Origin of the sequence: Actinacidiphila acidipaludis (assembly GCF_019890725.1) — a bacterium.
Classification (GTDB): domain Bacteria; phylum Actinomycetota; class Actinomycetes; order Streptomycetales; family Streptomycetaceae; genus Actinacidiphila; species Actinacidiphila acidipaludis.
Genome location: NZ_JAINZZ010000048.1, coordinates 1 through 12,604 on the forward strand (window position 1 = coordinate 1; position 12,604 = coordinate 12,604).

Annotated in this window: 11 protein-coding genes; 6 read left to right on the forward strand and 5 right to left on the reverse strand. The window is 71.1% G+C overall.

What is annotated here, in order from left to right; translation table 11 throughout:
- The 4 genes from K7862_RS38530 to K7862_RS27830 all read left to right on the forward strand — a co-directional run.
- Positions 1–163, forward strand: a 163-nt coding sequence (locus K7862_RS38530; RefSeq protein ID WP_372461689.1) for an aromatic-ring hydroxylase C-terminal domain-containing protein, incomplete at its 5' end; no start/stop codon positions are given.
- Between the two features lie 258 nt (positions 164–421).
- Positions 422–1,348 carry a hypothetical protein gene (locus K7862_RS27820; protein ID WP_222967330.1) on the forward strand — a complete coding sequence of 309 codons (927 nt, stop codon included), beginning with the start codon at positions 422–424 and terminating at the stop codon, positions 1,346–1,348.
- Between the two features lie 128 nt (positions 1,349–1,476).
- The gene (locus K7862_RS27825) at positions 1,477–1,815 is read left to right on the forward strand and encodes a hypothetical protein (RefSeq protein WP_262413930.1); all 339 of its coding nucleotides are present in this window, start codon (positions 1,477–1,479) and stop codon (positions 1,813–1,815) included.
- A 175-nt stretch (positions 1,816–1,990) separates the two neighbouring features.
- The gene (locus tag K7862_RS27830; protein ID WP_222967332.1) at positions 1,991–2,509 is read left to right on the forward strand and encodes a hypothetical protein; all 519 of its coding nucleotides are present in this window, start codon (positions 1,991–1,993) and stop codon (positions 2,507–2,509) included.
- 159 nt (positions 2,510–2,668) lie between these two features.
- Here K7862_RS27830 and K7862_RS27835 read toward each other — a convergent pair whose 3' ends face one another.
- Positions 2,669–3,319 (reverse strand): phosphotransferase, encoded by a 651-nt coding sequence (locus K7862_RS27835; RefSeq protein WP_222967335.1) that lies wholly within the window; start codon positions 3,317–3,319, stop codon positions 2,669–2,671.
- Between the two features lie 188 nt (positions 3,320–3,507).
- On the opposite strand from K7862_RS27835, the gene K7862_RS27840 reads away from it, so the two are divergent.
- Positions 3,508–3,981 (forward strand): hypothetical protein, encoded by a 474-nt coding sequence (locus K7862_RS27840; RefSeq protein WP_262413931.1) that lies wholly within the window; start codon positions 3,508–3,510, stop codon positions 3,979–3,981.
- Between the two features lie 48 nt (positions 3,982–4,029).
- Here the strand turns inward: K7862_RS27840 and K7862_RS27845 are convergent, their stop codons facing one another.
- The 4 genes from K7862_RS27845 to K7862_RS27860 form a co-directional block, all read right to left on the reverse strand.
- Entirely contained in the window at positions 4,030–4,830 is an 801-nt protein-coding gene (locus K7862_RS27845; protein WP_222967336.1) for an SDR family NAD(P)-dependent oxidoreductase, read from the reverse strand.
- Between the two features lie 292 nt (positions 4,831–5,122).
- Positions 5,123–6,328: an acyltransferase family protein gene (locus K7862_RS27850; protein ID WP_222967337.1), complete on the reverse strand. Its 1,206-nt coding sequence runs from the start codon at positions 6,326–6,328 to the stop codon at positions 5,123–5,125.
- A gap of 381 nt (positions 6,329–6,709) precedes the next feature.
- Positions 6,710–8,452, reverse strand: coding sequence for a pyruvate dehydrogenase (locus tag K7862_RS27855; protein WP_222967338.1), 1,743 nt, complete (start codon positions 8,450–8,452; stop codon positions 6,710–6,712).
- 179 nt (positions 8,453–8,631) lie between these two features.
- On the reverse strand, positions 8,632–11,187 hold the full coding sequence (locus K7862_RS27860) for a polysaccharide lyase family 8 super-sandwich domain-containing protein (protein WP_222967388.1): 2,556 nt from the start codon (positions 11,185–11,187) through the stop codon (positions 8,632–8,634).
- A gap of 207 nt (positions 11,188–11,394) precedes the next feature.
- Here K7862_RS27860 and K7862_RS27865 point away from each other — a divergent pair, with 207 nt between their 5' ends.
- A complete protein-coding gene (locus K7862_RS27865; RefSeq protein WP_222967339.1) occupies positions 11,395–12,384 on the forward strand; it encodes a L,D-transpeptidase in 990 nt (329 codons plus the stop codon).
- The last annotated feature ends 220 nt before the right edge of the window (positions 12,385–12,604 follow it).

A 12,604-nucleotide genomic window follows, 5' to 3' on the forward strand; every position in this document is an offset into this window, starting at 1 on the left:
AAACCGACTCACCACCCACACCGGAACCCTCACCAACCCCCACCCCTACCACCCCACCCACACCCTCCTCATCCGACCCGACGGATACATCGCATACGCCGGCACCAACCCCCACCACCTCACCACCCACCTCCACCACTACCTCGGAACCCCCAACAACTAAAGGAAAAACAAAATGGGGCTGGGCACGAATAATCTCGCCACGCCCAAACCCCACCATCCACGCTTGAACAGACAGCTCACCGCCCGCGGCCACGCACCAAACCTGTTCGACAAACCCATTCACCGGTGCGAGGCAGCGGGCATCCCGACAGAATGGGAGACAACCTCCCCGAATGAAAGGGGCCATTCCGGATGGCGAGACCGGATGGAGACCGGGCTGTTGCCGCAACTCCGGTGTGGGCCCGCGACCATGCGTGCCATGGAAAGACCCACGGGGGGACGTCAGAGGGCAGAAGCGGTGGCCCGGGGATGCGGGATCACCGCGCTGGTCGCCGCCGGCCTGGTATGCCTGCTGGTGCTCATAGCGCTGTGGCAACTTCACCGCGCCTGGGACCGCAAGCCCCCGGACATCGACGCCTTCGCGCACGCGGCAGCCACGCGGACCGCCGACGCGGCCGCCGCGCGCACCAGTTCCGCGCAGCTCGCGGAGCTGACCTCGGCGCTACCCTGGGCCGCCCCGCTCGGTACGTCCGTAGCGGACTCGTGCCGGACCGAGAACGAGAGCGCCCTCTTCGGGGCGGCCCGGTGGGCACCGGTCAACTGCGTCCGCAGCACCGTCGTCTACGTCGCGTTCGACGGGGACCTCCGCACGCGCGTTCACCAGCTCGACGCTACGTTGGCCGCCAGGCGATGGGTAGGCGCGACCTCGCTGGAGAACTCGCTGACCGCGATGACGGCCCGCATCGGCCAGACCGCTGGTGCCCCGTCCCCGGCCGGGCCGCAGCAGAGGAGCACCGAGGCGCCGACCCCACCACCGCTGTGCGTCTCCGCGGGATACAGGCCGTCCTCCCAGAACTACGGCATGGCGCACGGCGGGCTCGGGGTCCGACTGCGGGTCGCGGTGGCGGAGCGTCCCTGCACGCCCGAAGCGGACACCGGCGACATCCAGGTCGGCGGCACGACGGAGAAGTACACGGTGGACGGCACCGTCTACCTCACCTGGCATCCCCTCGCGACCCTTACGGTGAGCCGATCCGCTCACGTCATGCACCGCTACGTGGCCGCGTTCTCCCTCGTCGACAGCTACGCCGTCCAGTCCACCACCCCCAGGACCGCTCCGCCGGCACCCCCGACGACGAGGTACGGCGTCCCGCCCTGCCTGACCGGCAGCCACGCATGTCACTGAGAGCCGCAGCAGCCGCCACTTCGGCCGAAGTCCCCGCGGTCAGGGAATGCGGCGCGTTCAACCCCCCGGGTGACCGCATCCCAGATGGCCACCGCGGCCAACGTGCCGGCCTTCAGCCATGAGCAGAAGTGCGACGGACCGATCCACAGAGGCCGCTGGCCCCCGTCCTGCTGTGGTGGGTCAGCGGCTTGGACTGCCATCTGATCCTGGACGGTCACGCGCGGCTCGCCGCCGCGATCGCCGAGTGCGTCGAGCCCCCGCTCCTGCAGCTGCACCGCACGCTGCCCGGCGACGACCTCGCCGCGCGCGCCACGGACGCCGACTTCTACGCCGTCGAGTTGCGCCGCTTCGCCGCCCTGCGTGCCACTCACGGCCCTGCGGTCCCCGACGGCACGGCCACTGCCGGCCCCCAGCTCGCCCGCCGACTCCACGACCTCACCACCGCGGAACAGCCGACCTGCTCCTGACCCTGCCCGGCGGCGAGGCCGAGTGGCACCGCCTGGCCCGGGAAGCCACCGGCGGCCGCACCTGGCCGCCCAGTCAGGGCGGTTGACGAGAACGCCGCGTGAGTAAGCCCCGCGCCGAGCGCCCCCGTGGTTGCGCCCTGGCCGGATCCTTGCAACCTGCGGAAGCATCACTCGCATGCCCGGTCCGCCCGAGGGTCCCCAGGAGGTCTGGGACGCCTGTGTCGCGTACGCCGATGCGGTGTTCGAGGTTCACGACCACGTGCCCTGGCAACGAGATCGCCTGCTGGATTCCTATGCGGCATGGCGACTGTCCGCTCCCACCGCGGACGGCCTCAGCCGGACGCTGCTGGCACTCAGGCTGTACGCCCTGTCCACCGATGACGCCGCCGCGCCAGGGCGTCCGTCGACCCGGGTCGATCCGGCCGGCGTTCCGCTCGCGCTCGCCGTATCGGACCCGCGACAGCACTACGAGCTCTTCGCGGGCCTCGACGCGGTCGTTCCGGACGCGGTCCGGTCGCACTGGTTGAACATCCTCAAGCTGCTCACGTACGAACAACGGGGCAGTGCGGTGACGTTGGCCCGTCTCGATGCGGGAATCCGTACCGTGGTCACCCGCCTCACCGAGCGCTACCGGGAACCCGACCTCACGATGCGCGATCTCCGGTGCGCCTTGAAGAACACGACCGAGGCCTGACGAGCCGGGAGCCGTCGAGCTCGCCGAGGTCCGCCTGAACTGTGCAGACCTGCCCAGAACGTGCAGGCACCGCTCCTCGGTGACGTTCCAGTCGCCGTGAGCCCACCTTCGCCGGCAGAGCTGGGCCGGCGACGTGACCCGCCCCCGGATGCGTACTCCTCAGCCGTAGCGGCGGCCCAAGCGCGTGACGAGGGCGGCCTCGTGCGGCGTCAGGTTGGGGTCGGCGAGGCGGCGGGTGACCGCGGCGGGAAGGGCGGGGCGCGGGTCCGTGCCGCAGGCGCGCCGCATCGCGGACAGCAGCACGCGGATCAACAGACGTTCATGCGCGCGGAGTTCGATGCCCAGCAGGATGACCAGCGTCATCGCGACGTCCAGGGCCGCCGTTCCCGCAGCCGAGTTGGCCCAGTCGATCACCACCGGGCCGCGGGGCGTTAGCAGCACGTTGTCCGGGTGCAGGTCGAGGTGGACCACGCAGGGGCGGTCGTCGTCGGCGGTCGCGGGAGGCAGCCAGGCAGGGGCCGGTACGGCGTGCAGGGAGCGGTGCAGGCGGCCGAGGGTCGCGCCCAGGCCCCGCGCACGCCACGGCTGCGAGCGGGCCACCTCGCTCATGTTCGGGCCGCTCAGGCGCTCCATGACGAGGTCGGCGCCGTCCACGTCGTACACCTCGGGCACGGGATACCCGTGCCCGGCCAGGTGCCGCAGCAGCCGCGCTTCCGGCTCGGCGTCCCGGCCGTCACGCGTACGGCGCAGCACCCGCCGCTGGTCCACGGCGAAGACGTCGGCCTCGCGGCCCCTCCCGATCAGCTCCACCCGGCGAGTCTGGCAGACGGCGGCATTGCCTCGGGAGCCGCTGATCCAGGCGGAGTTGCGGGCCTGGCGGGAGTACCGTCGGTGGCCTCCGGCGAGGACTGCCGTTGCCCCGTGCACATTCCGGCAAGCTGCCGGGCATGACGCCCTCGGCCGGGCGTCGGCCCCAACTTCCCCAGGAGACCGCTCCCTTGCCGCAGGACGAGCCCGATGAACATCTCCGCTTCGCCGCCTACCTCGACTCTCTGGAGCATGTCCCGTCCGCGGATGAACTCACCCTGGTCCGCCGGGTCCTCACCGACGAGCACCGGGGCATGGCGCAGTCGGCCGTCCTGCGCCACATGGACCGCCGGGCCGAGGCGCTGCTGCTGGGAGCCGACTTCGCGGGCTGGGCCGCCTCGATACAGGCCGCCGTCGACGGCCACCCTTTCCTCAGCCGGCGCCTTCAGGAGTGGGGCCTTCTGCGCGCCATCGCCTTGCGGCTGCCCTGGCAGCGGGACGCCCTGCTCGCCGCGTCCGACTGGCTGCAGCTCAGGGCCGCGGCAGGGCTGAACGCGGGCGCCGTGGCCCTCCTGGCCGAGCACGGTCGCACCAAGCGCGTCCGCGGGACCGCCCGGAGTGCGAAAGGGACGGCCTCAGCCCCGATGGCGGACCACTGGAGCTGAGGCCGAGGGGCCAGGCCCCCAAGGGCGATGGGCAGACCCCGGAAGCGGTCAGGCGACGTTGCGGAGGGCGCCGCCGTCCACCCGCAGGGCGGCGCCGTTCGTCGCCGTGGACAGGGGTGAGGCGAGATACGCGATCAGGTTCGCCACTTCCTCACACTCGGCGAACCGGCCGAGTAATAAGCCGGGGTGAGCGCTCTCCAGGTGCTCCCGCTCGATCTCCTCGAGCGAGAGGTCCGGCTGCTGCTCCTGCACCATGGCGAAGTACCGCTCCACCAGTTCGGAGCGCGTCGGGCCGGGCAGCACGGAGTTCACCGTGATCCCCGAGGCCGGGTAGGCCTCGGCCAGCCCGCGTGCGACGCCGAGCTGCGCGGTCTTGGTCGCGCCGTAGTGCACCATCTGCGGCGGGATGACGAGCGCGGACTCGCTCGACACGAAGATGATCCGGCCCCAGCCGCGGTCGGCCATTCCGGCGACGTAGTGACGGGACAGGCGCACGCCGCTCATCACGTTCAGGTCCCACAGCCGCTGCCAGCTCTCGTCCGACACCTCGGTGAACTGGCTGAGTTCGGCGGTGCCGGCGTTGTTGACCAGGATGTCGGTCTCCGGCAGCACACGAATGATTTCCTGTACGCCCTCACCCGTAGACACATCGCCGGGTGCGGCGTACAGCTCGGCGTCGGGAACGGCCTTGCGGATGTCCGCGATGGCCGTCTGCACACGCTCCTCGGTGCGGCCGTTGATGTAGACGCGGGCACCGGCGGTGGCGAGTTGCTGGGCGGTGGCTCTGCCGATTCCGGCGGTGGAACCGGTGACCAGAGCGGTTCGGTTGGAGAGATCGAGAGACAGCATGGCGTGGCTCCTGTTCGCGAGTGCCGGCCGGCATACGCGGCTCCCCCGACGGGACGCGTTTTCCCGGCTCTTTACCCGACTGTTCACGACGCCGCCACAGACCTTCTCGACGCCCGCTGGAACGCGCCTGGCGCGCGCGGCGCTATATCGCGATAGGCGGGCCGAAGCGGTGGAACCTATTCCGGAATTCCCGCGCGAGAACCCAAAACAAGTGCCCGGCCTCCCCCGACGTGCGGGGGACGACCGGGCGCGTGCAGACGCTCAGGGTCAGGGTGGTGAGTGGTTCGGCCGGTCAGACGGCCTCGCCCGTCGGCACGGTCTCCGCGGGGACCGGCACCACCCGTGCCGGCCTCTTCCTGCTGCGTGCCCAGCGGCGCATGATGGGCCGCTCGACCAGGCTGTAGAGCAGCCAGGCGGCGAGTACGTTCGCCAGGAGCAGCGCGATCCACAGGCCGATGGCGGGCACGGTGTCGTAGGTGTGGGCGTGGAACACCTTGGGCCGGCCGTAGAAGATGACGAGCGCCTGCAGCAGGTAGAAGGCGAAGGAGACGTTCCCGAGCCACACCATGGTGCGTCCGGAGAGCCAGCCGCCCTTGCCGCGTTCGTCGGACGCGGCCGCGGCGCAGATGATCATGCCGATCGGAATGATGGTGGTGAGGCTGAAGTCGTACGGGTTGGGCACCTTGAGCGCGGCCCAGTAACCGCCGGCGAAGAGCACGGTGCCGGGCAGCAGGCCGATGCGCGGCCACATGCCCGCGGCGACGATGCGGGCCAGGATCATGCCGAAGACGAACTCGAAGAGCCGCGGCGGCGGGAACTCGTAGCCGAACCACTCCTGGTTGGCGGAGAGGTTGCCGAACGGGCTGCTGACGCCGCCGGAGACGAGCTGGGTGGTCACGACGGTGACGGCCGCGACGCCGGCGATCATCCCGGCGGCCCACCACCACAGCCTGCGGTCGGAGATGCGGCGGACAAGGACGATGAACAACGGGAACAGGGCATAGAAGAGCATCTCGCAGCACAGCGACCACGACGGGAAGTTGACGCTCACCGCGGTGTCGGGCCGGTTGCTGAAGCCGTGCACGAGGAGGAGGTTCGCCACGTAGGCGTGCACGGGGGTGGACGACGCGAAGAGCCACATGGCCAGCGCCCAGGTCACGATGTGGTTGGGGTAGATCTTCAGCGCGCGGCGCCGCCAGAAGGCGGTGGGCCGCTCGCCCGCCGTCGCCGACCACGTCAGCACGAAGCCGCTGAGGATGAAGAAGAAGGACACGCCGATGCGGCCCGCGGGCTCCAGGAAGTCGGCGATCGGCTTGGCGACGTCGTGGTCCCCGAAGAAGCTGACCGGCATGGTCGGTCGTAAGGGGTCGTTGAGGTAGGAGGTGTGGTAGAGGAACACGCACATCGCGGCCAGGAACCTCAGGCCGGTGAGCGAGGGAAGCGTGACGCGGCGTTTCACGGCAACGCCGTCGGTCGGGACGGCGGTCGAGTCTGCCATGGGCCTCCTGCCTTTCGAACGGGGACGCGGTCGGACGGGGCGATGAGCTTCGTCGGAGCGGTCGAACGGTCGAACGACGGGAGCAGGCGGACGCGCTCGTCCGGTCAGCGCACGGTGGCGTGGTGAACGGCGCGGCGTCGCGGCCGGTCGCGTCACCGCCCGCGATGCCGGGGTGGCGCGAGGCGCTGCTCCCGGGGCGGGCATCGGTCCACGTGCGCACCGTGGCCGCGTCGCTGTTCTCCGGCGTGCCCACACGCAGGTTACGGGGCCGTTCTCGGGCGCCGGTCGCGATTCCCTCGAGCGTTCCCCCGAGCTCACGCACGGGTGGGCGCAGGCCGGAGCACCGGCCGGGACCGTCCGGCCGGCGCTCGGTCGACTCCGTTACGGACGCGGCACGTTGCGCAGGTTGGCGCGGGCCAGCTGCACCATCTTGCCCACGCCGCCGTCCAGGACGGTGCGGCCCATGGACAACGCGAAGCCGCCGATCTGTTCACCGGTGATCTTCGGCGGGATGGACAGCGCGTGCGGGTCGGTCACCACGTCCACGAGGGCGGGACCCTTGTGACGGAACGCGTCCTTCAGGGCGCCGCGCAGGTCCTTGGGCTTCTCGACGCGGATCCCGTACGCCCCGGCGGCGTTCGCGAGCGCGGCGAAGTCGGGGTTGCGGTTGGTGGTGCCGTAGGGCGGCAGCCCTTCGACCATCATCTCCAACTCGACCATGCCGAGTGAGGAGTTGTTGAACAGCACGACCTTGACGGGCAGTTGGTACTGCACGAGGGTCAGGAAGTCGCCCATGAGCATGCTGAACCCGCCGTCGCCGGACATCGACACCACCTGGCGGCGACGGTCGGTGAACTGGGCGCCGATGGCCTGCGGGAGTGCGTTGGCCATGGAGCCGTGCGAGAACGACCCGATGACCCGCCGCTTGCCGTTGGGGGTCAGATAGCGGGCGGCCCAGACGTTGCACATACCGGTGTCGACGGTGAACACCGCGTCGTCGTCGGCCATTTCGTCGAGCACGGCCGCGACGTACTCGGGGTGGATCGGGACGTGCCGGTCGACCTTGCGGGTGTAGGCCTTGACGACGCCTTCGAGGGCGTCGGTGTGCTTGCGCAGCATGCGGTCCAGGAACCGGCGGTCGTTCTTGACCCGGACCTTCGGGCTCAGGCAGCGTAGCGTCTCGCCGACGTCGCCCCACACCGCGAGGTCCAGCCGCGACCGGCGGCCGAGCCGCTCGGGGCGCACGTCGACCTGGACGATCCGTACGTCCTCGGGCAGGAAGCGGTTGTAGGGGAAGTCGGTGCCCAGCAGGATCAGCAGGTCGCACTCGTGCATGGCCTCGTAGGCGGCGCCGTAGCCGAGCAGGCCGCTCATGCCGACGTCGAACGGGTTGTCGTACTGGATCCATTCCTTGCCGCGCAGCGCGTGCCCCACCGGTGCCTTGACCCGCTCGGCGAACCGCATCACCTCGTCGTGGGCGCCGGCCGTGCCGCTGCCGCAGAAGAGGGTGATCCGCTGGGCGGCGTCGACGAGGGCGGCGAACTCGTCGATCTCGGCGTCGCCCGGCCTGACCTGGGGGCGCCGGGAGACCATGGCGTGCTCGGCCACGCTGCGCGGCGCGGTCTGCGCGGCGATGTCGCCGGGGAGGCTGACGACGGACACGCCGCCGAGGCCGACCGCGTGCTGGATCGCGATCCGCAGCACCCGCGGCATCTGGCCGGCGTTGGAGATCAGCTCGCTGTAGTGGCTGCACTCCCGGAAGAGCTGGTCGGGGTGGGTCTCCTGGAAGTAGCCGGTGCCGATCTCGCTGCTGGGGATGTGCGAGGCGAGGGCGAGCACCGGGGCCATCGAGCGGTGGGCGTCGTACAGACCGTTGATGAGGTGGAGGTTGCCGGGGCCGCAGGATCCGGCGCAGGCGGCGAGCCTGCCGGTGAGCTGGGCCTCGGCCCCGGCGGCGAACGCCGCGGTCTCCTCGTGGCGGACGTGCACCCATTCGAGGGAGCGGTTGCGCCGCACGGCGTCCACCACGGGGTTGAGGCTGTCGCCGACCACGCCGTACAGGCGCTGCACGCCGGACCGCACGAGGACGTCCACGAACTGTTCGGCCACGGTCTCTTTCGCCATGTAGACATCACCCCATGCGCCCGGGCATCCCGCATCCCGGGTCCGCCCGTCCGCAGCAGCCGCCGCCAGGTCCCGCGGCCACCGACGACCACGCCCCCGCCCGGAGGTCCCGCGGCCGTCACCGTCAGGCGGTGCCGGCCGCGGGACCCCCACCGCACGTCCCCACGAGCGGCGCCCCGTCAGCGCAGCACCGCCTGGAAGCTGCGCCCGTACGCCTGCCGCGTGGTCACGTCGAGCCGGGTGCCGCCGGGCACCCGCCGCACGGTGACGCCCTCGTCGGCCGACACCGCCCGCATCGCCCGGCCGTGGACCAGGACCGAGACGGTGTCACGGCCTGTCGTGGGATCGGCGACGGCGATGGAGGTGGTGCCGCGCTCCTCGCGGAGGATCACCGAGGCCGGGCCGTCCACGGTCAGACGCTCCGCGTGGTGGGTGCCGGCGGTGAAGGCGTTGGCGGCGAGCAGGCCGAGCGTGCTGTGCCGGATCGCCTGCACCTGGGTGCTGTTGGCGATCACGGCCAGCGGGCCGCGGTCGTAGTGGGCGAGCGCGTCCTGCGTGGCGTGCGGGACGAGGGCGTAGGCCAGGCTGGTGTGGGGTGCGCCGGCCGGCCGGTCGACGGACAGCGAGAACACCTGCTTGCTCGCCGTCGTGTCCGGGTTGGAGGTGCGCACGGCCCTGCGGCTGCGGCTGACCGTGTCCAGGGCGACGGTCGCCTCGGGACCGTCGAGGAACGCGTAGCCGACGGCGACGCCCTGCGTGGCGTCGGCGTACCGCAGCCAGGCCAGCGGGCCGGTGCCGGTGCCGGTCCACGGGGTGCCGCCGCGCAGGCGCCCGGTCAGGGCGACCGCGTCGGACGGACCGGCGATCCGGGTGTCGAGGGTGGTGGTCACGGCGCGCCCGGCGCCGTCGCCGACGCCCGCGGCGAGCACCACGATCTCGTCGTCGAGCATGAACCACGACTTGGTGGCGTCGGCGTTGCGGTAGGCCACGAAGTCGTCGGGGAGCTGTCCGGCCTGCTTGGCCGTGTAGGCGGCGTCGTCGGACTGGACGTACCCGGCGGTGCCGTAGGCGCCGAGGCGCGCGCCCCCGGAGTAGGCGTTGGTGGAGAGCGGGAAGTAGACGTAGGTGTTCTGCGAGACCGATGACGAGGTGAAGCCGAGCGCCGGGTTGTCGTACCAGGCGGTGCCGTACAGCTCGGGGACGGTCTCGCGGGTCTCCACGGGGGCGGTGACGCCGCCCAGGGCGTAGGGCGAGACGGTGGTGAAGTAGTCGATGCCGTACGCCTGGGTCTGGTCCTGCCCGGTGAGGTAGAGGTAGTGGGCGCCGGCGCCCTGGAACCACGGCATGAGGTTCTCGCCGCTCATGTACTCGTAGCCGCTGATCCGGGTGGAGCTGCGGGACAGGGCGAAGGCGTATCCGGGGCGCCGGTGGACGCTGCGGTCCATCGCGGCGAAGGCGGTGTGCTGTGCGGGCGCGTTGAGGTCGCGGGCGGGTATCGCGTCGTCGGCCAGGATGTCGGCGTAGCGGACCACGCTGACCGGGGAGACGAACTTCGCCGGGTCGGGGGCGCTGCGGGAGGTCTGCCGGACGAACTTGACGTAGCCGCCGAGTGCGGTGGCGTCGCCGTCCGCCGCGTATCCGGTGAGGTCCACCACGGCCTCGACGATCGCGGCGACGTCGGCGTAGCCGGTGGTGGTCCGCGAGACCGCGCGGCCCTTGACGATCTCCATCATCCAGCCTTCGAAGATCAGCGGGGCGAAGGCGTCGGCGACCCAGCCCTGGACGACGCCGACCAGGCCGTCGCCCTGCACGTACCCGGTGCCGTCGAGCATCTTGATCGTCTGCAGGATGCGGGTGAGCAGGCCGCTGCCGTAGGAGCCGGTGTAGGCGACGGAGGAGTGCTGGATGAAGGAGCCGTCGGCGTAGAAGCCGTCGGTCACGCCGTGCTGGAGGTGGTAGGGGTCGATCGCCGCGTAGACGGTGAGCTGGTCGGCGAGGGCTTTGCTGATCCGGGCGTCGTCGCCCAGGACCGCGCCCTGCAGGACGCGGTTGGTGGTGATGTCGGCGAGGTTGGCGCCGGTGTGGAAGCGCGAGTCGAGGTCGACGTCGCCGTTCTTGCCGTTGCGGAGGTAGCCGTCCATGGCCGCCACGTAGGCGGAGGCCAGATCCGGGCGGTTCGCCGTCAGGTAGTCGTCGAGCAGGACCAGGGTCTTGCTGACGTAGGTGGACATGCCGATCTCCCAGTTGAACCAGTTGCCGTAGTAGCCCTGGGACTGGTCGCCGTAGAAGTGGTCGTAGAGCCAGGTCAGGCCGTCGGCGACCCGCTGCTGCACGGCGGTGCTGCCGTAGAGGTCCGGCGCCACACCGGGCGCGCGGGTCGCCAGGGCCGTCTCGTACAGGTACTGGAAGGACGTGGTGAGGTTCGGGTCGCTGGTGCCGAGGGTGACGCCGTGGAAGAGCTCGGCGGCACCGGTCGCGGCGTCCATCGCGGCGAGGCGGCTGCGCGCGGTCGCGGCGATGGCGGCGATCTTGGCGGCGGCCTCGGGGCGGGCGTTGGACGTGGCGGTGCCCGCGAAGATCGCGACCGTGTTGGCGAGCAGCGCCGTGCGGTCGGCGGACGCGGCGGCCGGATCGGCGCCGTCCGGCTCGGCGGCCCGGGCCCGCAGCGCGGGCGTCAGGGCGAGCAGCGTGGCGGCCGGGACGGCGGACAGCAGGGCGCGGCGCGAGATCTGCACGGCAAATGCTCCAATCACCGGATGGTAAGCGCTTGCTGCATTGAAGCAACCGGTCTCCGCACCTGTCACTAGATCGGACGACAGGTTGTCGTGACGGCCCTCCCGACCTGGCAGAGCCTTTACGTGGTGCCTGCAACCGCCGTGATGGGATACGAGTCCCTTTAGGGTGGAGTCTTCTGAGGCAGTGACATGAGCGGAGTGGGGAACATGGGTCGGGGCAGGACAGGCATAGCGATCGCACTGGTGACGGGCGCGGTGCTCGCGGCCACCAGTGCGTGCAACGGCGGGGGCTCCTCGTCTGCCTCGAAGCCGGGCGACTCCGCCCCGGCCACGCCGTCGGCGAGCACCAAGCCCAGTCCGACCACGACCAAGCCGGCGCCCCCACCGATGCTGCTGGAGACGATCACGCCCATGACCGGGGCGACGGTCGGGGTGGCCATGCCGATATCGGTGGTCTTCACCAACCCGGTGGCGACCTCGGCGCGGGCCGACATCGAGAAGCACCTGAAGATCACCACGTCGGTGCCCACGACCGGCGCCTGGCACTGGTTCAGCAGCACGCGCGTCGACTTCCGGCCGCAGTCGTACTGGAAGGCCGGCACCAAGGTCTCACTGGACGCGCAGATGACGAACGTGTCGAACGGCAGCGGCCGGGTGGGCGTGCACGACTACCGCCACGACTTCACCATCGGCAGCGACGACGAGGTCACGGTGTCGGTGCCGGACCACACCATGCGGGTCACCCGCGACGGCAAGGTCGTCAAGACCATGCCGATCGACGCGGGCAGCCCGAGCTGGCCCTCGTGGGACGGCACGATGGCCGTCATCGACAAGCAGGCCAAGGTCCGGATGACCTCCTGCAGCGTCGGCATCAGCTGCGACAAGAAGAGCCCGAACTACTACGACCTGACGCTGCCCTGGGACGTCCACCTGACCACGTCGGGCACCTACATCCACTACTCGACCGGCGACCCGCAGCCCGGTCACGGCAACGGTTCGCACGGCTGCGTCCATCTGTCCCTCGCCAACGCCAAGTGGTTCTACGACTGGGCGCGGCAGGGCGACCCGGTCACCATCACCGGCTCGCCGCGCGGCAAGGCCGCGGGCAGCAACGGCTACGCCGACTTCAACCTGAGCTGGTCGCAGTGGCTGCAGGACAGCGGCGCCGGGCAGTTCACCACCACCGTCGGAACCTGAGCCGGCCGGAAGAGCAGGAAGGAGCGCGGCGACCGGCGGGCGGGGTCGCCGCGCTCCGCGCGTTCCGGCGGTGACGGCCGGGAGCCGGGGGCACCGGGCCGCCGGGTCGTCCGCGCATCGCGGTCGTGCGGGACTACGGTGATCATGCCGGGCCCGACGGTCCGCGCAGCACCGCCGCGCCCCGGTGCCGGGGGCGCGCACGATCGTGAGGAGCCGCCCG